Below are 22,287 nucleotides of genomic sequence, written 5' to 3' on the forward strand. Positions count from 1 at the left end.
TATCACTTCCTTTTCTGTGCATTCGCTCCGCCGATAACCTCAGTCAGTTCCTGTGTGATATCGGCCTGGCGCACACGGTTATAAGTTATATTTAACTCATCCAGCATCTTTGTGGCACTGTCTGTCGCATTCTGCATCGCCTGCATTCTGGAATTCTGCTCACTGCAGTAAGATTCAACCAGACAGCCATAGATCATACCATTAATATAATTCGGCACAATATTTGCCATCACACTGTGTGTGGATGGATAGAACACCATACCTTCCTGATAGACATCTGCAAGTGCGTTCAATGTTTCCTTCGGAAGGAAATCTGCCTTGTGAAGCGGCAGAAGTTTTACTGTATCTGTCTCTACCTGCATTGCATTTACCATGCGGGTATAAATCACATAAACTTCGTCCAGCTCTCCGCTCCGGAACTGTTCGATCATCTCACCGGTGATCGTTCTGGAACGGTACAACGTCGGATTCTGTACGGTATACCGGAAACTCATATCCAGCTCCACATCTGTACGCTTTACAAAATACTGCCGTCCCAGTTCACCTAATACAAATAACTTATGCTGTCCCGGTCCTTTTATTTTCTCTTCCACCATGCGAAGTACATTATGGTTATAAGCTCCGGCAAGCCCTTTATCTGCGGTGACTACAATGTAGCCGATTTTCCTGTCTTCCGGTTTCTTCTCTTCTCTCTGATCAAAAAACTGGCTGTGCATATCCGGAACGTGTCTTAAGATTCGGGCAATCTCTGCCTGCATCCTATAGAAAAATGGTTCCGTATCTGACAGTTTTTTCTTTGCCTGTTTCATCTTGGAAGAAGAGATCAGATACATGGCATTGGTGATCTTTTTTGTCTCCTGAATGCTGCCCATTCGTTCTTTGATTTCTTTTGCATTCGACATATTTTCACCTGCTTATCTATTTTCTTTGAACTTTTTAGCTACCTCAATAATCTGTTCTGTCAGTTCGTCATCCAGTACTTTCTTCTCTTCGATTGCCTGTCCGATCTCCGGATGTTCTTGGTCAAAATATGCCAGCATATCCATCTGGAACTCTTTGACTTTCGCATCTTCCACATCCATCATCAGATGGTGCGTTGCCACACATAACGTAATTACCTGTTCATGCAGTTTTAACGGACGTCCCAGTGGCTGTTTCAGAAGCTCTGTCAGTGTACTTCCGTATTTCAGCTGTGCTTTTGTCGCATCATCCAGATCTGAACTGAACTGTGTAAAGGACTCCATTTCTCTTGCCTGCGCAAGATCGATACGGATACTTCCACTTGCCTTCTTCATCGCTTTTGTCTGCGCCGCACCACCTACACGGGATACGGAAAGTCCAACATTAACCGCCGGACGCATACCTGCATTAAAGAGCGCACTCTCCAGGAAAATCTGTCCGTCTGTAATAGAAATAACGTTGGTCGGAATATATGCAGATACATCTCCTGCCTGCGTCTCGATGATCGGCAGTGCCGTGATCGAGCCGCCACCGGCTTCCTCACTCAGTCTGCTGCTTCGCTCCAGAAGTCTGGAATGTAGATAGAAGACATCTCCCGGATAAGCCTCACGTCCCGGAGATCTTCCAAGAAGCAGTGAAATCGCACGGTACGCTACTGCATGTTTGGACAGATCATCATAAACGATCAATACGTCTTTTCCTTTATACATGAAATACTCTGCAAGTGCGGTTGCGGAATATGGAACGATATACTGCATCGGTGCACACTCACTTGCTGTCGAACAAAATACGGTCGTGTAATCCAGTGCATCGTGTTTCTTTAATGTATTTACAAGCTGTGCTACCGTTGATGCTTTCTGACCAATCGCTACGTAAATACAGATACAGTCTTTTCCTTTCTGGTTCAGGATCGCATCCATTGCAATCGAAGTCTTACCGGTCTGTCTGTCACCGATGATAAGTTCACGCTGTCCACGTCCGATTGGGAACATGGAGTCAATCGATAAGATTCCTGTTTCCAGCGGTACGCTTACCGATTTACGGTCTACGATTCCCGGCGCTTCCTGCTCAATCGGGCGGTACTCGGTTGCCTCGATCTCACCTTTTCCATCTATCGGCGCTCCCAGCGGATCTACAATACGTCCAATGTATGCTTCTCCTACCGGAATACCTGCCTTTTTACCGGTACGGACAACTTTTGTTCCCTGTTTTACTTCAGCATCATCACCGAACAGGATACAGCTGATTTCATTCTGTTTGATGTCCTGCACCATTCCTTTTAATCCATTTTCCAGAGTTACGATCTCGCCATACATTGCATGGTCAATTCCATAAATGGAGGCGATACCGTCGCCGACAGAGATGACTGTGCCGACTTCCTGGTCTTTGCATATTTCATCATAATTCTCAATCTCTTCTTTCAGGATCGAGATAATCTCATCTGAGCTTATTGTACTCACTATTTTCACCTCCGCATTAATGTCTGCTCTAAGCGGTTCAGACGTCCTGCCATGCTGTAATCATATTCCTTTCCATCAACAAGGAGTATGAAGCCACCAAGCAGTTCCGGATCTTCTTTCATTTCCCAGCTCACGCCATCTGCCGCAAATGTTTTACATATAAATGTTTCCATCTTTTTCTTCTGTTCTTCGGACGGAAGCGTTACATATCGTAATTTTGCTGTCGCGATCTTTGCTCTTTTTTTCTCCAGCTCTTCGTATGCGCCGAAGATCTCCATGACGATATCTACTTTTCCGTTATCTACGACAACCTTCAGAAAATTCTTCATTTCTTCCGGAAATATCCGGTCGATGATATCATGTTTATTTTCTTTAGTAATAACCGGATGTTCCAGGATTTCCTTTAACTCTTTTGTCTGCTCCAGAATTTCTTCTGTCTCTTCAACTGCTGCCCCGGAAATTCCAAGTTCTGAAAGTACATGTGCATAACGGATTGCCGGCATGGAGTAGAATCCGGCATTTTCTTTTTTATTTGTCGTCATGGGCGTCACCTGCTTCTTTCAGAAATTGGTCATATGCCGCCTGATCTGCATCCGCCCCATATTGCTGTTTTACCATTTTTTTTGCAGCACTTACTGCAAGAGCGGCAACTTCTGACTGCATGTCTCTCAGTGTCTTTTCTTTCTCCAGATCAATCGTCTCTCTGGCATCCTTCATGAGTTTGCCTGCTGCCTGATCTGCCTCATCCAGAATACGGTCGTATTCTGCTTTTGCATCTTTCTTTGCCTGACCGATGATCCGGGTTGATTCTTCTTTTGCCCCGCCAAGAGCTGACTCATACTGACTTTTCAATGCGTAAGCTTCTTTCTTTGTATCTTCTGCATGCTGAAGTCCGTCTGCGATCATCGTTCTTCTCTGTTCCATAATGTTCATCAGTGGGCGAAATAAAAACTTACGCAGGATGAGGTAGAGAACCACGAGGTTGATCATGGTAAGAACCAGATTAAAATCTAATCTCAGCACTTCTTATTACCTGCCTTTCTTTCGTTCTTTTACACGCCTTATTTCAAGAAGAAGATAATCAGAAGTCCAATGATAAAACCATAAATAGCGGTTGCCTCTGCAAGTGCACAACCAAGAATCAGGTTCTTACTGATCTTGCCCTCTGCTTCCGGCTGTCTTGCTACTGCATCTACTGCTTTACCTGTTGCAATACCGATACCTACACCGGCTCCAACACCTGTTAATACTGCTACTGCTGCTCCAATTGCAATAATTGTTCCTGTCATAATCTTAAATCTCCTTTTCTTTATTCCATTTCTTCATTCATAAATAATCCTGTTAAAAATACAAACACATATGCCTGTAATAATCCGTCAAAGATATCAAAGTAAAAACTAAGCGGTATCGGAACAAAAAGTGGTACTACCTGTTCAACTAATTCCATAACTACAAATCCGCCAAGCATATTACCAAACAGTCGCATACATAATGACAGTGGACGGATAAATATTTCCAATATCATGATCGGTGCTACAAGCGGTACCGGTTTGGCGAAATGTCCACACCAGTGCTTTACACCGTTTTTATGGATTCCACTGTATTCAATCAGCAGCATACTCATAATTGCAAGTCCCGCTGTGATGTTCAAATCTTTTGTCGGTGGTTTAAATCCAAAAAGTCCGATCAGATTCGCACATGCAAGATACAGTGCAACTGTCATTAACCAGGGTATGTAACGTTTGTTTTCTTCCCCTATGATGTCTTTGAAAAAGTTCTCGCCCCACTCGATCACAGATTCTAAAGCAAGCTGAACTTTTCCCGGATTCTCCACTTTGAGGTTTCGCACAAAAAGAATCGAAAGTAATGCCAGTACCATCATGATGATCCATGTTACGACAACGCCTTCGTCTACTGCGATCCCACCAAAGACCGGAATTGTAAATACTGTTTTGCAGTTCAATTCCTCTATGAGAGCCTTTGTTAAATCTTCCGTATGATCCCCTTCCTTCCTGAATTTTTTGATTATATTAGTTCTATTTTTCCCATTTGTCAATAAAAGCAGCCTCAATAAGAGACTGCTTTTAAATTCGATTTTTTTATTTATTTTTTTAGTGAACATTCGTCATTTTTCATGGTTTTTTTATGATTCTGACAGAAAAATGTTAAGATTTTATTACAATTTAATTTTTGATAGGAATATCGTACAACTTTTTATCATTTATTCCATTTATTTTCGTTAATATGTCTATAAACTTTCCGTTTTGCAGATTTTGAAACTGAAAAGGGAAATCATCTGGAGGGATCATGGCATTGGAAAAAAAACCAGCCCTTTTCAGTTTCTCTGCTATCCAAAACAACGAAGAATACCTCTTAAATACATCCTTATCTCATATCTTTTAAGAATGCTCTATAAGCCTTGTAAGACTCATAAATATCAGCTTTGCTTGTCAGTTCCCAAGGTGCATGCATAGACATTACTGCCACACCGCTGTCAAGCACACGCATACCATAGTTTGCCATAATATATGCGATGGTTCCACCGCCGCCAAGATCGATACGTCCCATCTCTGCAGTCTGGAATCCGACTCCGTTTTCATCAAACACATGACGAACCTGTGCCAGATATTCTGCACCTGCGTCACTGGCATTGTTCTTTCCGCGGCTTCCGGTATACTTGTTCAATACAATTCCCTTTCCGAAATAAGCAGAATTTTTCTTTTCAAATGCATCTGCATACAATGGATCAAATGCTGCACTTACGTCAGATGACAGCATTGCAGAGTTACCAAGTGCACGTCTTACATGAAGTGCATTTCCTCCTGTCAGGGCAACCACCTCGGCAACTGTATCTTCAAAGAATCTGGAATGCATACCGGTAGCCCCCACACTTCCGATTTCTTCCTTATCTACTAAAATACAGCAGGTTGTCTTCTCCGGATCCTCCGTCTCAAACATTGCAAAAAGAGACGGGAATGCGCAGACTCTGTCGTCCTGTCCGTATCCTAAGATCATGCTACGGTCCAGACCGCACTCTCTGGATTCTCCTGCCGGTACGACTTCCAGTTCGGCAGAAAGGAAATCCTCTTCATCCACACCGTATTCTTTTTTCAGATAATCAAGCACCATATTCTTAACGGACGCTTTGGCTTCTTTCTCTTCCCTGCTGTCCCCAAGTACCGGTTTAGAACCGATCAGCAGATCAAGACCTTCGCCTTCGATCACAACAGATGCTTTTTTCTCTAACTGTTCCTGTGAAATATGAATCAACAGATCAGAAATAACGAATACAGGATCTTCTTTCTTTTCCCCAATTGAAACTTCCTGTACTGTTCCGTCTTTCTTTGCAAATACACCATGCAGAGCCAGCGGAATTGTTACCCACTGGTATTTTTTGATACCGCCATAATAATGCGTATCCAGATATGCTAACTGAGAATCCTCATATAATGGATTCTGTTTTACATCCAGACGCGGAGAATCCACATGTGCACCCAGAATGTTCATTCCCTTTTCCATCGGTTCTTTACCGATCTGGAATAAGACAATTGTTTTCCCCATACATTCTGCATACACTTTGTCTCCGGCTTTTAAAGATGTGCCATTTTCGATAAATGTTTTCAGGTTCTGATAGCCCTGTTCTTCTGCCAGTCTGCGAGTAAGTTTTACACATTCTCTCTCTGTCTTGGCAACGTCCAGACATTCTCTGTAACGGGCATTCACCGCTTCTAATTCTTTCAGTTCTGCCTCCGAATATCCTTCCCACATGTTTTTACGCTCCATGTTCGTTTGTCCTCCTTGAAGTATCAATCTTATAAGACTATTCTACTGTTTCGGGAGGATAAATACCAACGTCAAAAACTTATCTCATAATAAGGTAAGGTTATTTTAATTCTTCTCTCAATTTTTTCATAAATTCAAATGCTGTCTTTTTATTACAGTCCGCTTTATAATACATCTTTAACACACATTCTTTTTCATAATCTTTTAAATCCCTGATCTCACCGTCATTCCGATAAAAATAATCTCTGTCTACAAAAGCAAAGCCATCATTAAATTCGACTTTCAGTTTCATCGTCTCCACATTACCAGTCTCTATGATCGGACAGGATCCCTTCAGATATTCTTCTGCTTCTTCCTGTAAGCTGACGCCGTACTGGTTTGCGCAATAGCAAAGATGATTTTTTAATTCATTCAGAGAAATCTCGCCATAAGGAATGGTCGTCTGCTTCCCAACGTATATACCTACCGACTGACGGCACAATTCTTTTTTCTCGATTGCCGGAATCCGCCTGAGCACTTCTGTCGGATATCCAACAAAGACATCCAGATCCCTGCTCTCCAGCATCAAGGCTCCCATCGCGCAATCTACTTTCGTAAAAACAATCGGAAGATTTGGAAAATAAGTCTCATAGACATTCTCTACCATCATCCACATACGCTTATTGATTGCACTGTCCATTCCAACCAGAAGCATTCCTTTATTTTTAATATGCTCCACTTCCCGGAGCATCTGCTGTTCCAGAGACAGAATCTCTTTTGCGCGCTTGTACACAACTTCCCCAATCTCGGTCAGTATGATTTCTCCGTTTCCACGGTTTAAAAGCTTTCCCCCGATGCTCTTCTCCAGTGATGAAATATTCTGACTAATCGCAGTCTGCGATACATAATTAATCGTTCCCGCTTTTGTAAAGCTTTTATTTTCTACTACATCTATGAAATATTTATATTTCCATATACTGCTCATTTTTTATCCCTCTCTTATATTAAATTTCAGATTATTATAATATTTATTCTTTAACCAGACCGGACAGCCGTTTGTCCAACATAAAAAGTATTACCCCCGCTGCCACTGCCGTCACGGTAATCCCCACACAGACCTTTGTGAAAGGCAGTCCGCTTTCAAACAAACGTCCGTAAACTTTTCCATAGCATAATGATGCAAGGAAAATTGCCAGTCCCCACACCGCCATCATTGTTGACAGATACCTGCTCGGTGCATATTTGCTGATAAATGCATGTCCGAGCGGCGCAAAAAACATTTCCCCCAGTGTCAGCGTAAATGTGAAAAATATCAGCCATACAGCAGATGGTTTTCCATTTCCCCGGACAATATCGAGAACTGCATAATACAGATATGCCAGTCCAAGAAGGAACAATGCGATCCCTGTCTTCCTGAACAGGCTCATATCCCCTTCCGGCCTTCTGGAAAGCCTGAGCCATACTCCTGCCATTACAGGTCCTAATATGACACAGAACAGCGAATTACTGGAATCAAACCAGCTCACCGGTATCTCATATCCTGCTATCGTCCAGTCCATATATTTTGTCCAGTAATAGTATGCCGGCAGATATGCGAGATCCCACAGCATCCAGAAAATAACAGAAAATCCGGACACAAGAAAGATTGCACCAATCCGTTTCTTTTCGATTGCCGTAACCGGAAGTTTTTCCTTTTCCCAGTTCTTTTCTTCTGCTGTTTTCTCTGTCTTGAACAGTCGTTTTCCAACCTCACCGATCTTTCTCCATCCACTGATAAACCAGATCGTTCCAAGGAACATGGCACATGCTGCCACACGGAAACATGCTGAAAACCCAAAGACGCCGTTCACTGCAAATACATCTTTATATAAGATTCCAAGAGAAAATGTTCCCAGAAAACCGCCTACATTCATTAATGTATAGCGGATTGAATATGCCGCATCCATCCGGTCTTTGTCAACCACGATCCGCCCCAGCATCGCACTGACTTGAAACAGGCTCCGCCCGGCACACACGAAAAAGATCATGACATATACAAGCGTCACAGATCTTGCCATGGAGCCGCACCAGTATCCGATTCCGACCAGCACCATACCAATTGGTGTCGCATATCTCGCACCCAGCCAGCGGTCTGTTATCGCTCCGCCGACCAGAGGCCCGAAAAATGCAAAAGCAATAAACAATGATTGTAATGCCGCCCCCTCCGCCGCAGTCAGTCCCAGTCCACCCTGCGCTACAGATGCAGTTGTAAAAATCAGGATCAGAGATTTGCCCATATAATAAGAAATACATTCAAATATCTCTGTACAGCCCGTCTGCCAGAAGCCTCTGCTGAAGCTTCTCTGTCCGTGTTTTTTTCCGTGCTTCATCTTTTATCTCCTTTCAACTGAAAGGCTGAATGGTTCTAAAGCTCACCTCTGCGACACATCTCCAGAAGTTCTTCCAAAGTGCTCTGATAATTCGCTTTGACATCTTTCGTAAGATCCAGTCCCTCTCCATGTTCCAGACAATCTGTTACAAGCCATGTCTTTATCCCCAATTGTCCTGCTGCCAGATCTTCTTTTACATCATTACCAACCATCAGACATTCTTTCGGATTTAAATGATTATCCCTTAATACTTCTTCAAAATACTTCACATTCGGCTTGCAGTAATGACTGTTCTCATAAGTTGTGACAGCTTCAAAATCCGACGCATCCAACCCTGCCCATTTGATACGGTTCATAGTCGCACATTCCGGAAATACCGGATTCGTTGCCAGATAGATCTTTTTCCCCTGTTCTTTTAATGTATGGATGATCTCTGCTGCCATTCCGGTCGGATCTGTCGAAACAACTGCCTGATTAAATTCATTCTGGTAAAAATCGGTTACATCCGGCTCTACTACTGTTCTCTCCCATCCGGTTACTGCATCAAATGCTTCCCAGAATGCATCTTCATTTGTCTGGTGTCCGTCATTTGCCACCATTGCATAGAACCCTTTCCACACTGCAGAGATCAGGTCATTTGTACTTATGTCATATTTCTTCATCTTTTCTGCAAGAAGCGGCAGATAAAAAGTAACAAACTTCTCCTGATTCATCGGTAATAAAGTTCCATCCAGATCAAATAATATATTTTGCATGTAATTCTCCAGTTCTTTTCTATGTTCAAATTATGGTTTTCATTCTGTCTTATATTGTTATCTCTTCAATTCTTCTACCCGGCAGTTCACATCCGCATACAGCCGTTCCACATCTTCCGGAACATAAAATTCTCCTTTTTCATAGAGAATCTTTCCGGCGATCATCGTCATCACTACATTCTGCTTACTTCCGCTGTATACAATATTCTTTGTAAGATTATTGAGCGGCTGCATATTCGGCTGATGCAGGTCGATCATAATAAGATCTGCCTGTTTACCCGGCGCCAGGCTGTCACAGTCCGCAAGCCCTATCGCCCGTGCGCCCTGCACGGCTGCCATATATAACACTTCCTTTGCATCAACAACTGCCGCATCTTTCTCTTTAAGCTTTGCAAGCCCTGTCACAAGAAACATCTCCCGGAACATGTCCAGACAGTTGTTGCTTGCCGGTCCGTCCGTTCCGATCGCAACCGGGATTCCCATTTGAAGCATCTTCGTAAGTGGAGGTATCCCGCTTGCCAGCTTCATATTAGATGCTGGATTTGTCACAACGTATAATCCGCGTTCTTTAAAAATCTCCAGATCTTCTTCTGTCATGTGGATACAGTGAAAGCCACCGCCGCCATGTGCGAACATTCCAAGACTGTCCAGATACGCTGTCGGTGTCATTCCAGTTCTGTCAATACATTGTTCCGTTTCGGAACAACTTTCTGAATTATGCATATAAACAGGTGTTTTTAAATCCTTTGCAAGCGCTGCTATGTCCTCCAAAATCGGCTTTGATGTCGTATATTCTGCATGGAATCCAAGCTGATACGAGATCAGCGAATCAAACTGATTGTATGTTTTGTACCATTTTTCCATCTCGGGCACGGACTGTACGAAATCATTTACTGCACCACAGATAACCGTGCGGAATCCAAGATCCTTTGATGCCTGTGCCATCGTATCCGGTGTCAGATACATATCAAAATTCGCCGTAATCCCACTTGTCAGATATTCTAAAACTGCCAGTTTTGAAAACAAATATACATCTTTCGGTGTAAGCTTCGCCTCCATTGGGAATACCTGTTTGTTCAGCCAGTCCAGAAGCGGCAGATCATCCGCGTACGAACGCAAGAATGTCATACCCGAATGTGTATGTGCATTCTTAAATCCCGGAAGGATCAGATTGCCTTGGGCATCAATCTCTCGATCCCATTTATCATCAGCACCTGATGCAGACTGTTCTTTTCCGGTACTGCCACAGCCGGATGGTGCAATTTTCGAAGATCCGACATAAGCAATCTTATCTTCTATAATCTGGATTTCCCCTTCCACAATCTGAAAATGTCCTGCCTTTTCTTCTGTCATTGGTAAAATCCTGGCATTATATATTCTTATTTTCATAGATTCTCCTGTATTTTCTTACTTTTCTTCTTTTTCCTGAGCTTCTGCCTCCTTCTGCTCCAGAAAATCTGAAATCCGGATAATCGATTCGGATACAAGACTTCTGAATAATGGTGCCACACGGTCTGCTGTCTCCTGAACTTCCGTATGACTGAGCGGTTCATCTGTCATGCCACATGCCATATTAGAGATACAGGAAATTCCGCAGATCTTCATACCCATATGGTTTGCTGCAATCGCTTCACATGCCGTGCTCATTCCGACTGCATCTGCACCTAACAGCCGGTACATCCGGATCTCAGCCGGCGATTCATACTGGGGTCCGGTAAGCTGCAGATAAGTACCTTCGCGCAGAGTAAGCTGAAGATCACTTGCTGTATAGCGAATCAATTTGCGTAGATCTTCATCATAGATTTCTGACATATCCGGAAATCTCGCTCCCAGTTCATCTATATTCGTTCCAATTAATGGTGACGGAACAAAACTTGCGATTTGATCCTGGATCAGCATAAAATCTCCTGGCTCATAATCGTAGTTTACACCGCCGGAAGCATTCGTAAGAAACAGCACTTCTGCCCCCATCAGACGCATCAGGCGGATTGGGAGTACTACATCTGTCATAGAATAGCCTTCATAGTAGTGAACCCGTCCCTGCATCGCTACGATCGGTACGTTCCCTACATATCCAAATACAAACTGACCTTTGTGTCCCTGAACTGTAGATACCGGGAAACCATCAATATCATGGTAAGAAATAATTTTCTCCACCTTCATCTTCTTCACATAGTCACCGAGTCCTGAACCAAGTACCAGCGCTACTTTTGGTTTGAATGGAAGTTCCCCCTTTACTGATTCATAACAATCCGTCAATTTCTCATAAGCTGAATTCATAATTAAGTCCCCTTCCTTATTTACATTTACCGCAGTTTTGCAAGTTCCAGAATCCTCTGGTTGCTACTGCCGCGAAATTTCAGCGTAATATCTTTTAATTCTTCTACAAATTCACCATCTACAAGCACATCGATATAAGACAGCATCTCATCTGTCACCTCTGTATACACTCTGCCTCCCTCTGCAAGATCCACATCAAAGAGATAGCCGCTGTAGCACCAGATATCTTTCTTCGGATACGTCTCCTTGATCTCTCTTAGAAGATTCACAAGCACAACCTGATTCTCCGGCTCAAAAGGCTCTCCACCCAGCAGGGAAAATCCCTGAATATATACCGGCTCCAGAAGTTTTAAAATCCGGTCTTTTACTTCATCGGTAAAAGGCTCTCCATAATTAAAATTCCAGGTTTCTTCATTAAAGCATCCCTTGCAGTGATGCCGGCAACCGGACACGAACAGGCTGACACGCACACCCGGTCCGTCTGCAATATCATATTCTTTTATCGTTCCATAGTTCATAGTTATACCTCACATTATTTCTATATAACATTGTAGTGTTTTTTTGCAATAGTGTAAAGTTGGTAAAACAAAGTTTTCATATTGAAAGCGTGCTTTGAATAAAAGCTTTTGATAAACGGAGGCTGACTGATGCAGCCTCCGATTGTTGTAAGAGTAGCATATTTCTATCTGAAATGAAATCGTATTTCCTATGATTTAGGAAATGAGGCAGTCCAGAATCTCCTGTCTCTGTGGCATTACTTTTAATGCACCTTTACGTGTAGTAATAATGGAAGATGCTGCATTTGCAAATAACAGCATTTCTGTCAGAGACTCCTGTGTCAACTGCTCCAGTCCTTTTTCCAGCACGGTATTTAATACGCATGCCATAAAAGTATCTCCGGCACCTGTTGTCTCTATCGTATCTTTCCGCAAAAATGGTCTTCCAAAGACAGTTTTTCCTTTGTAATATACCTTACTTCCATTTTTACCCATTGTTGCACAAATTAGTTTTGCATGACTTTTCTCTCTAATTCTGGCAATCCCTTCATCAATGTCTTTCGTCCCTGTCAGAAAGAGAATCTCATCATCTGATATCTTCAAAATATCACACTGCCCAATACCGTACCACATCTGTTGTCTGGCATCTTCCATATCTTTCCATAACGGTGGCCTGAAATTCGGATCAAAAGAAATCAACACACCGTTTTCTTTTGCTTTCTGAACTGCTTTTTTTGTCACATTTTTTATCTCTTCTTCCGTCATAGACAGGGTGCCAAAATGAAAAATCTTTGTATTTACCAGAAAATCGACATTTATTTCCTCCCACTGCAGCATAAGATCTGCCCCCGGATTACGGTAAAAAGAAAAACTTCTGTCTCCGTCTTTATCTGAATGGACAAAGGCAAGTGTTGTGTGTATTTCTTCATCTTCTACGAGATTGTCTATGCAAATTCCCTGATCCTCTACTGTCTTTTTCAACATTTTACCTAATGCATCGTTCCCGATTTTTCCAATAAATGCCGTCTTTTTCCCGAGATTCTTAAGCATAGCCAATACATTGCAGGGTGCCCCTCCCGGATTTGCCTCCAGAAGTGTATTTCCCTGCGCACTTATTCCATTTTCTGTAAAATCTACTAACAATTCTCCTAAAGCAGTCACATCAAACTTTTTCATGGTGTTCTCCTAGTTATTTCACTTCAATATCGTGTTTATGAATATTAACCACCGCAGAGCCATCACATACAAACTGGATTCCATCTGCATTCATTGGTGTATAAAAGGTTGTACTAAATACCTGCGCTCCATCATTAATAAAAATTTCAGCAGAATATTTATCCAGAATAAATCGCATCTTCATTTTTGCATCTGAAGATTTAACTCTGACTTTTCTATTTGACAATACATCACGTACCATGCCGGAATATGTACGGTCGATTTCAAACATTTTCTTATTCTTATAGTAACTAAAGCTTACTTTATGCTGTGCATCCTGTGCAAAATCAACGGTAAATTCACGATAATCTCCATCTGTAATTTCAACAGTCATATCCAGCACACGTCCTGAAATATTTTCTAATTTACGGATTCCCTGAATATTCTCTTTTTCGTAAGAAACTGAATTTTTATAATATTTTTCGATTTCACGTACCGGACATTGCATCAGTCTTCCCTGCTCCATACGCAGTTCTCGCGGCAAAGTCATCATGCCATTCCATTTCTGTCCTGCAGGGCGTACATCAGAATCCCAGGATTTCATCCAGCCGATCATGATTCTTCTTCCGTCCGGAGTTTGCATCGTCTGCGGTGCATAAAAATCCAGTCCATCATCCAGAGAATACACCTGTTCATAATGAAATTTGTGTGTCTTCTTTTCATATTTTCCAAGGTAATAAACGGAATTATTTCCGTTATGTAATTCTGGGCCGGCGGAAATATCCTGTGGTGAAGTAATCAGCACATATTCTCCATCCAATAAGAAGAAATCTGGACACTCCCACATGGAACCATATTTTCCTTCTTCATCACTGGCCAATACGGAAACATATTTCCACTCTTTTAAATCTTCAGAAGAAAACATTACAACCTGTGGAACTCCGTCTTCCGTCTTATTTCCGACTACCATGTAATATCCGTCTTCCTGTTTGCCGATTTTTGGATCTCTGAAATGCTCTCTGCTGAAAGTTTGCGGCAGCATTTCTCCGGTTACCACCGGATTTCCTTCTGTTTTTACATAAGTTTTTCCATCTCCCAATGCAATGCACTGATTCTGACGGCATATCTTTTCACCGTTTTCTTCTTTTTCAATTACTCCGGTATAGACGAGTAAATGTCCCTGGTCTGTCTCAATTCCCGAGCCGGAAAAACATCCTGCCGCATCATAACTCTGATCCGGTGCAAGCGCTACCGGAAGTTCTGTCCATTTCATAAAATCTTCCGTTTCACAATGTCCCCAATGCATCGGTCCCCACGCATCACTATATGGATGAAACTGGTAGAACAAATGTGCTTTCCCCTGAAAAGCTGAAAATCCGTTTGGGTCATTCATCCACCCACATGGCGGAGTTACATGAAATACCGGTAATTCTTCCTTCGCTATGTGATTTTTCGCCACATATTCATTTGCTTTACTTAATTTATTCATACTTTCTCCTTCTATACTGGAATTACTTCTTCTGTCTTACAATCAAAGAAATGCATTCTGTGGGGAACAAAAACAAATTCTACTTTGTCTCCGACATGACACACTTCGTATTTGGATACTCTTGCAATAGCTGTATTGCCTCCAAAATTAAAATACAGATTGTTTTCATTTCCCATAATCTCTATGTTATCCACAACTGCACACATTTTATTGTCTTTGAATACATCCAGATTCTGTGGATCAAATTTGATATCTTCCCCACGGATTCCGAGAATAACTTTCTTTTTATACGGGCTTAATTTTTTTGCCATTTCTTCTGTGATCTGCATACGGTTTCCGTCAGAGAATACAATCTGTCTATCCTCCACTTCTACTTCAAAGAAATTCATCTGTGGAGAGCCGATAAATCCGGCTACAAACTTATTTACCGGATGTTCATAAAGCTCCATCGGTTCTCCAACCTGCTGTACTACTCCGTCTTTCATGATGACAATGCGGTCAGCCATTGTCATTGCTTCTACCTGGTCATGTGTTACATAAATCGTTGTACTTCCCAGATTTCGATGAAGTTTGCTGATCTCATTTCGCATACTGACTCTCAGTTTTGCATCCAGGTTTGAAAGAGGTTCATCCATCAGAAATACTTTCTGATCTTTTACGATCGCACGTCCAAGTGCTACTCTCTGTCTCTGACCACCAGAAAGATTTTTCGGTTTGCGCTTTCTGTATTCTTCCAGACCCAGAATATCAATTGCCCAGTCTACTTTCTTCTTGATCTCTTCTGCCGGTACCTTCATATTTTTCAAACCATATCCTATATTCTTCTCCACTGTCATGTGCGGATACAATGCATAATTCTGAAATACCATTGAGATTCCTCTGTCTCTTGGCGCAACCTCATTCATCTTTTTCCCGTCAATATATAATTCACCACTTGTAATTTCCTCAAATCCGGCAATCATACGAAGTGTCGTTGATTTTCCACATCCGGATGGTCCTACAAATGCAATAAATTCATTTTCATTAATTTTCAGATTGAAATCCGTAACTGCTTTTTTATTCGTATTTGCATACTGTTTACATACATTTTTTAATTCAATAAAGCTCATCGCTTAACCCTCCTTCGAACCGGTAGATACTACACCTTCTACAATCTGTTTTGAGAATAATGCATAAATAATAATTACCGGAATTGTAACTAACGTAATAACGGCTAATGTCTGTCCCATCGTTGTATTATCGTTTGAAGTGATCGCATTCAAGCCGATCTGTGCTGTCAGAAGATCACTGGAAGTAAATACCAGTGACGGCCATAAGTAATCATTCCATACATTTAAAAATGTAAATACGCTAACCGTTGCCACTACACTCTTTGACATAGGCAACACCATTGTAAAAAAGTATTTTACCGGACTGCAGAAATCCAGCTGTGCCGCCTCATACACATCATCCGGCAAACTTACAAACACCTGCCGGAACAAGAAGATGTTAAATGGATTGACGATCATCGGAAGAACATATCCAATCACATTGTTCAGTAATCCTAATTTTGCGATAAATAAAAAATGAATTGTAATAATTGTTTCCATAGGCACGATCATCAGAAGCATAATGATCAGAAGCCATCTCTCTTTAAATGGGAAATTGATCTTTGCCAGTGCATAACCTGCCAGACCGTTAACAATAATTCCCAAAAGAATCAGCACCGCTGCGTAAAATAGTGTATTCAGCATATAGCGAATAAAATTCGTATTGGTCAGAATTGTAATGTAATTGTCTAAAAATTTACCGCTTAATGCCGGCGGCACAAATGCTGCCAGAGAGTTCATATCACTCGTGATAGCTGCATCTGTCTTAAATGAATTGGCCAGCATCCATATAACCGGGAACAGGAAAAACAAAGACATCGCAATCATCACGACTGCAAGAATGATGTTAAAATGCTTTTGCTTTTTTGTTAACATGCTTTGTACCCTCCTTATCTTTTGTAACGATTGTCTGAATTACAGTAAGAACCATGACAAAGAATGCAAATACAATTGCCATAGTGGAAGCCAGTCCAATCTCCCAGTTCACAGTACCTGTCTCGTATATATCGTATACCATTGTGTACGTAGAATGGGATGGACCTCCTCCGGTCATAACCATTGGCTGTACTAACATGCGGAATGCTCCGATTGTTACGGTAATGAATACAAAAATACACAGTGGTTTTAATTCCGGCAATGTAATATCTTTAAATTTCTGCCAGTTGCTTGCATGATCCATTTCTGCCGCCTCATAAAGTGCCGGATTAATCTGCTGCAAACCTCCAAGGAAGATCAGCATCTGATAACCCATTCCCTGCCATGCACTCATGATCGCAATAGACGGAAGTGCCTGTGAAGCACTGTTGATAAATGGCTGAGCATGGATTCCTACATGTGCAAGAATCGAATTCAAAATTCCTTCCGGGCTGTAAATCTGTACCCAGAGTGTAGAAACTACTGCAAGAGACATTACAACCGGAATAAAAAATGCTACTTTAAAGTAAGTTTTGCAATATGCTACTTTATTGATCAGCAACGCAAGTACCAATGCACCAATGCTCTGCAAAGGGACTATGATTATAACAAATTTTAATGTATTGCCAAATGCCTGTCGGAAATCATCATCCTTCAGGATCTGGAAATAATTGTCCAGTCCTACAAAATGTGTCAGTCCAGGGTTTAATGCCAGGAAATCAGTAAAACTGAATATCAAAGTCAGAATCATTGGCAAAAACAGAAATAAGGTTAACAGTATCAATGCCGGCCCGAAAAAAGCCATTCCCATAATGGATTCCATTCTTTTTCTCATTACTTTGTTTTATAACGCTTCAGCTTTGCGTCAATCCTTTCTACAGATTTATCCAACTGTTCTTTTGCATCGTATCCGCTCAGAACAGAATTTTCCAGTACTTGCTGAAATGATGTACTTACCTGCGGATAAGCAGGTGTCTTCGGTCTTGGATGACCGTATTTACTTAACTGATAATATAATTCTTTATAGTTCTTATCTTTTTTAAACACATCGATGGACTCGTATGCTTCATAAGTAGATGGGAAAGATTTTGATTTTTCCCACAGACGTTTTCCACTCTCTACGCCGCTCATCCATTTTACAAGTTCTGTTGCTCCTTTGATATGCTTTGTTTTGGAAGAAGCTGCAAATGCCCATGAACCGGTAGGTGCATATTGCTCTCCATTCCATTCATCTCCCACAACATACGGTGCCACACCAAAAGATACATCCGGATAACTGGTATACAATGTATTTACTTCCCATGCTCCATCAATTTTAAATGCCGCTCTTCCGCTCTCAAACAAAGAGTCGATCGGAACTTTCGACATATATTTCTGTTTCAATAATGTCTTAAAATAAGAAACTGTTTTTATATTCTGTTTAGAATTAAAAATTCCATCTACGGTAAGTCCTGTTTTGTCTGTCAGATCTCCGCCGTTTGACCAGAAAAACGGAGCATAATAATATATGGTAGCCTCACCCACCGGAAATGTCATGTCTAATGCATAACCATTTTTCTTATCCATAATCGGTTTCAGTTTTTTCAGAACTTCCAAAAACTGTGACTGCGTCCATGGATGATCTGCATCCGGCACCTGAATGCCCGCTTCGTCTAAAATTTCTTTATTATAATACAGCCCGACACTTGACTCCATCGCACCTAATGCATATAACTTATTGTTGTAAGTTCCCTGCTCAATGATCGATTTCAAATAAACACTTTTTTCTTTTTCTGTCATTTTTGCCAATGGCTGAATAATTCCGTTCTCTGCATAAGCCGCAATATTTGGCCCATCAACAGTAAGTACATCCGGAAGATCTCCAGACATAACCGATGCATTGATTTTATCTGAGTAGCCACCACCGCTATCATTTCTCGGAATAAATTCAATATCCGCAAAATATTTTCCATCATATGCCTTATTAAATGCATTCACTGCTTCTCTGTAGCATCGTCCCTCATCCGTATCTTCGATAGAATGCACCCATATGGACAAGTATTGTTCTCCTTTATCGTACCCTGCAATACTTCCTGGCTTCGGTGTACTCTTCTGACATCCGGTCAGACTGATCATCAGCACTCCGGCCATCAACGCAGCTATTATGCGTTTTTTCATATCTTTTTTGTCTCCTTTCCAGCTTTCCATTCAATCTATACTCCACTGTGTAACCGGTAAAGTAACCGGTTACTTTATAATCCAATAATACATCCGGGAAACCTGTTTGTCAATACTGTTCTACGCATTTATGTAACCGGTTACTTAACTGGTTATTTTACAATTGTATTGTATGCGGACTTCTGCTATACTAAGTGAAGATTTGATAATTGTTGATCATATTACCTACATATAAAGGAAGGTGTCTATATATGAGTGAAAAAAAGAAAAAAATTACTTTTAATGATATAGCAAGATATACGAATTTTTCCAAAACTACGATCTCCCGATATTTTAATAATCCAGATTCACTCACTCTGAAAAATCAGGAAATCATTGCCCAGGCTCTTATCGATCTGGACTATCAGGAAAATAAACTTGCAAAAGTCCTTGCAAATGGGAAAAGTGAATTTGTCGGCATTATGCTTCCAAATTTATTTTTGCATTATTACTCTGAAATGTTAAATCAAATTTTATCTACTTATGAAAAATTTGGATACAAGTTTCTTGTCTTTTCAACCGGAAAAGGATCCGAAGAAACCGAGCGCAAATATCTCCAGGAATTACTTGCTTATAAAATTGAGGGATTAATCGTATTAAGCCATACTATTCCTTCCAAGGAACTGGCTTCCTATCAAATCCCAATTGTTACAATCGAACGTGAGGATCAATATGTTAACAGCATCAACACAGATAACTATATGGGTGCTGTTCAGGCTACCAGTCTGCTTATCAAAAACGATTGCGAGATTTTGATTCACATTAATTCCCATGTTCCCACACAGATCCCTTCCTATGGCCGAATCAAAGGGTTCTGTGACACATGCGAACAATATAATATTCCGAATGAACTCATTCTTTCTGATTTAGGAAATACTTATGCCGAGACCACCCAGCGGATTGCTGATATTTTTTCTTCTATTGAGGGAAAATATCCAAATATAAGAAAAGGAATCTTTATGGCTAATGATACACATGCAAATATTTTTCTTAATTTACTCATGCGCAAATATGGACATTTCCCTGACGAATACCGTATTGTCGGATTTGATGATTCTCCAATTGCATCTGAAGCAATCATCCCTATCAGCACTGTAGGTCAGCAGATTGATAAAATTGCTTATGAAGCAATGGAATTACTTGTATCACAGATGAACGAGCAAAAAAAACGCAAGCCAAAACCACAGTCTGATATCATCCACAAAATGATTACACCGATTTTGATCCGCAGAGATACAACTTCTTAACTTTTCTTTTTCACTGAAAAAGACTGCACATTATAAAAACAGAGGGAACACGTACTTACTTTCCTGTTCCCTCTGTTTTTTATATTTCATCATAAGTGTCTAAGAAATTATGTTTCACTCCATCTTTCTTATATGCCACAATGGTATTTAAATTGACATTTTCTACGCTCTTGAAAATGTTGCCCTCGACGAACCGGTTCGTCTTTTTCAATTCGCTGATGAGATTCTTGATCTCGATCCGCTTGGACTGGTTCTCTTCATTGTTACATGTTGTACAAGTGTCTGTAAATTTACATGCACACTGAATAAAATGCAAATCGTTATAATCTCTCCATGCCTTGATGTCATCTTCACGCACAAGATAGAGTGGACGAATCAGCTCCATTCCCTCAAAATTTGTACTATGCAGTTTTGGCATCATCGTCTGGATCTGTCCGCTGTAAAGCATTCCCATCAGGATCGTCTCGATCACATCATCATAATGATGTCCCAGTGCGATCTTATTACATCCCATATCTTTTGCGAAATGATACAGATGTCCTCTGCGCATTCTCGCACAGAGATAGCACGGTGATTTCTCTACATTAAATACCGATTCAAAAATATCGGATTCAAAGATTGTGATCGGAATATTCAGTTTCTTCGCATTATCTTCAATAACCTTGCGATTCTCCGGGCTGTATCCCGGATCCATTACAAGAAACTTTACTTCAAAATCAAACTTGTTGTGTACTTTCAGTTCCTGAAAGCATTTCGCCATCAGCATCGAATCTTTTCCACCGGAAATACAGACTGCAATCTTATCTCCCGGTTTTACCAGTTCATACGTGTTGATCGCTTTTGTAAATTTAGACCAGATTTTTTTCTTGAATTTCTTGCGAAGGCTCTGCTCTACTTCCTTTGCTTTCTCATTATTCTGATCCTTATCCATCTCCTCTTTCATAACGTCCATCAGCCAGGCTACATAACCGCCTTCCAGGCTCTCTGCGTTATATCCTTCTTCTTCCAGCTCTTCTGCGATCTCTACGCTGATTTTTCCTCTGCTACAGCAAATAACCTGCTTTTTCTCCGGATCCAGCTCTTTATTTTTTAATTTTTTTTCAATCTCTTCCGGCTTTACCGCAATTGCTCCGGGAATTGCTCCGTGGGAAATCTCTACCTCACTGCGGATATCCAGAAGCTCATAACTGTCTTTTTCTAATTTTTTTAATTCCGCTATTGAAATACTCATCTTTGTATCACCAATTCTGCTTTCTTATCGAATCTATTTCTGTGTTTCTCCTGCAGCCAGGTCTTTTACCACTTCACCGGCAATAATAAGTCCTGCCACCGAAGGTACAAATGCCACACTTCCCGGAATATCTCTTCTCTCCGTGCACTTATGCTTTGCTCCCGGCGGGCAGATACAGTTGTGTCTGCAGCTGGTCGCCATATCTTCTTTCGGTCTGGTTGGCTGCTCTTCTGAATATACCACTTTCAGCTTCTTTACGCCACGTTTTTTCAGTTCCCGGCGCATAACTTTTGCAAGCGGGCATACTTTCGTCTTATAAATGTCTGCCACGCGGAACATACTGGCATCCAGTTTATTTCCGGCCCCCATACTGCTGATGATCGGCACATTTTTCTCCTTTGCCGCCATCACAAGTGCGATCTTTGCCGTTACCGTATCTACAGCATCGACGATATAATCATACTCTTCAAATGCGAAATCATCTGCATTTTCCGGCAGGAAGAAGCAGTCATGGATCGTCACTTTTGCATTCGGATTGATCTCCAGGATACGGTCACGCATCACTTTTGTCTTATATTTTCCAACAGTCTTTCTTGTCGCAATGATCTGACGGTTCAGGTTCGTCAGACATACTTTATCATCATCGATCAGATCAAATGCACCTACGCCGCTTCGCACCAGTGCCTCGCAGACGTAACCGCCCACGCCACCGATTCCAAATACCGCAACTCTGGCATTCGCAAGCCTGTCCATTGCTTCTTTTCCAAGTAATAATTCGGTTCTCGAAAATTGTGTCAGCATCTTCTTATCTTCTCCTTCTGCCGTACGAAACGTGTCTCACAGATTTTATCGCAATAATAGAACACGCTTTGTAAGTTTGTTA

Annotated in this window: 22 protein-coding genes; 1 reads left to right on the top strand and 21 read right to left on the bottom strand. The window is 41.3% G+C overall.

Annotated features, from left to right (window positions below; translation table 11 throughout):
- Window positions 1-2 precede the first annotated feature (2 nt).
- The 19 genes from atpG to DW152_RS05290 all read right to left on the bottom strand — a co-directional run bounded on the left by atpG (window position 3) and on the right by DW152_RS05290 (window position 18,917).
- Window positions 3-902 (bottom strand): ATP synthase F1 subunit gamma, encoded by a 900-nt coding sequence (gene atpG / locus DW152_RS05200; protein ID WP_118288121.1) that lies wholly within the window; start codon window positions 900-902, stop codon window positions 3-5.
- 12 nt (window positions 903-914) lie between these two features.
- On the bottom strand, window positions 915-2,420 hold the full coding sequence (atpA, locus tag DW152_RS05205) for a F0F1 ATP synthase subunit alpha (RefSeq protein WP_021860094.1): 1,506 nt from the start codon (window positions 2,418-2,420) through the stop codon (window positions 915-917).
- 5 nt (window positions 2,421-2,425) lie between these two features.
- The gene (gene atpH / locus DW152_RS05210; protein ID WP_021860093.1) at window positions 2,426-2,962 is read right to left on the bottom strand and encodes an ATP synthase F1 subunit delta; all 537 of its coding nucleotides are present in this window, start codon (window positions 2,960-2,962) and stop codon (window positions 2,426-2,428) included.
- Window positions 2,949-3,443 carry a F0F1 ATP synthase subunit B gene (atpF, locus tag DW152_RS05215; RefSeq protein ID WP_021860092.1) on the bottom strand — a complete coding sequence of 165 codons (495 nt, stop codon included), beginning with the start codon at window positions 3,441-3,443 and terminating at the stop codon, window positions 2,949-2,951. The genes atpH and atpF overlap by 14 nt, the downstream gene beginning before the upstream one ends.
- 38 nt (window positions 3,444-3,481) lie before the next feature.
- A complete protein-coding gene (atpE, locus tag DW152_RS05220) occupies window positions 3,482-3,709 on the bottom strand; it encodes an ATP synthase F0 subunit C (RefSeq protein ID WP_021860091.1) in 228 nt (75 codons plus the stop codon).
- 20 nt (window positions 3,710-3,729) lie between these two features.
- Complete coding sequence (locus tag DW152_RS05225; RefSeq protein ID WP_117537526.1) at window positions 3,730-4,392, bottom strand: F0F1 ATP synthase subunit A; 663 nt, start codon at window positions 4,390-4,392, stop codon at window positions 3,730-3,732.
- Between the two features lie 413 nt (window positions 4,393-4,805).
- Window positions 4,806-6,203, bottom strand: a complete 1,398-nt coding sequence (locus DW152_RS05230; RefSeq protein ID WP_118288122.1) for an aminopeptidase — start codon at window positions 6,201-6,203, stop codon at window positions 4,806-4,808.
- 100 nt (window positions 6,204-6,303) lie between these two features.
- Window positions 6,304-7,167, bottom strand: a complete 864-nt coding sequence (locus DW152_RS05235; protein WP_117537524.1) for a LysR family transcriptional regulator — start codon at window positions 7,165-7,167, stop codon at window positions 6,304-6,306.
- Window positions 7,168-7,210: 43 nt separating this feature from the next.
- On the bottom strand, window positions 7,211-8,551 hold the full coding sequence (locus DW152_RS05240; protein WP_243059808.1) for a peptide MFS transporter: 1,341 nt from the start codon (window positions 8,549-8,551) through the stop codon (window positions 7,211-7,213).
- Between the two features lie 35 nt (window positions 8,552-8,586).
- Window positions 8,587-9,306, bottom strand: coding sequence for an HAD family hydrolase (locus DW152_RS05245; protein ID WP_118288123.1), 720 nt, complete (start codon window positions 9,304-9,306; stop codon window positions 8,587-8,589).
- Between the two features lie 57 nt (window positions 9,307-9,363).
- A complete protein-coding gene (locus DW152_RS05250) occupies window positions 9,364-10,695 on the bottom strand; it encodes an amidohydrolase family protein (RefSeq protein WP_199663806.1) in 1,332 nt (443 codons plus the stop codon).
- A gap of 18 nt (window positions 10,696-10,713) precedes the next feature.
- Window positions 10,714-11,586, bottom strand: coding sequence for a purine-nucleoside phosphorylase (locus DW152_RS05255; RefSeq protein WP_330416726.1), 873 nt, complete (start codon window positions 11,584-11,586; stop codon window positions 10,714-10,716).
- A gap of 26 nt (window positions 11,587-11,612) precedes the next feature.
- The gene (gene nrdG, locus DW152_RS05260; protein WP_021860083.1) at window positions 11,613-12,104 is read right to left on the bottom strand and encodes an anaerobic ribonucleoside-triphosphate reductase activating protein; all 492 of its coding nucleotides are present in this window, start codon (window positions 12,102-12,104) and stop codon (window positions 11,613-11,615) included.
- A gap of 195 nt (window positions 12,105-12,299) precedes the next feature.
- The gene (locus DW152_RS05265) at window positions 12,300-13,259 is read right to left on the bottom strand and encodes a carbohydrate kinase family protein (RefSeq protein ID WP_117537518.1); all 960 of its coding nucleotides are present in this window, start codon (window positions 13,257-13,259) and stop codon (window positions 12,300-12,302) included.
- A gap of 13 nt (window positions 13,260-13,272) precedes the next feature.
- A complete protein-coding gene (locus DW152_RS05270; RefSeq protein ID WP_117537516.1) occupies window positions 13,273-14,727 on the bottom strand; it encodes a glycoside hydrolase family 32 protein in 1,455 nt (484 codons plus the stop codon).
- Window positions 14,728-14,738: 11 nt separating this feature from the next.
- Window positions 14,739-15,836, bottom strand: coding sequence for an ABC transporter ATP-binding protein (locus DW152_RS05275; protein ID WP_117537514.1), 1,098 nt, complete (start codon window positions 15,834-15,836; stop codon window positions 14,739-14,741).
- Between the two features lie 3 nt (window positions 15,837-15,839).
- Window positions 15,840-16,691 carry a carbohydrate ABC transporter permease gene (locus DW152_RS05280; RefSeq protein WP_117537512.1) on the bottom strand — a complete coding sequence of 284 codons (852 nt, stop codon included), beginning with the start codon at window positions 16,689-16,691 and terminating at the stop codon, window positions 15,840-15,842.
- A complete protein-coding gene (locus DW152_RS05285; protein WP_330411826.1) occupies window positions 16,663-17,553 on the bottom strand; it encodes a carbohydrate ABC transporter permease in 891 nt (296 codons plus the stop codon). Before DW152_RS05285 ends, DW152_RS05280 begins: the two co-directional genes overlap by 29 nt.
- An 11-nt stretch (window positions 17,554-17,564) precedes the next feature.
- Window positions 17,565-18,917: an ABC transporter substrate-binding protein gene (locus tag DW152_RS05290; protein WP_242992906.1), complete on the bottom strand. Its 1,353-nt coding sequence runs from the start codon at window positions 18,915-18,917 to the stop codon at window positions 17,565-17,567.
- Window positions 18,918-19,138: 221 nt separating this feature from the next.
- Between DW152_RS05290 and DW152_RS05295 the strand changes: the two genes are divergently transcribed.
- The gene (locus tag DW152_RS05295; protein WP_117537509.1) at window positions 19,139-20,173 is read left to right on the top strand and encodes a LacI family DNA-binding transcriptional regulator; all 1,035 of its coding nucleotides are present in this window, start codon (window positions 19,139-19,141) and stop codon (window positions 20,171-20,173) included.
- Window positions 20,174-20,252: 79 nt separating this feature from the next.
- On the opposite strand, the gene DW152_RS05300 is transcribed toward DW152_RS05295, so the two are convergent.
- A complete protein-coding gene (locus DW152_RS05300) occupies window positions 20,253-21,404 on the bottom strand; it encodes an ATP-binding protein (RefSeq protein ID WP_117537508.1) in 1,152 nt (383 codons plus the stop codon).
- Window positions 21,405-21,437: 33 nt separating this feature from the next.
- Window positions 21,438-22,205, bottom strand: coding sequence for a tRNA threonylcarbamoyladenosine dehydratase (locus DW152_RS05305; RefSeq protein WP_117537506.1), 768 nt, complete (start codon window positions 22,203-22,205; stop codon window positions 21,438-21,440).
- Window positions 22,206-22,287 lie beyond the last annotated feature (82 nt).

It is taken from the genome of Dorea sp. AM13-35 (assembly GCF_003473885.1).
GTDB lineage: Bacteria > Bacillota > Clostridia > Lachnospirales > Lachnospiraceae > Dorea_D > Dorea_D hominis.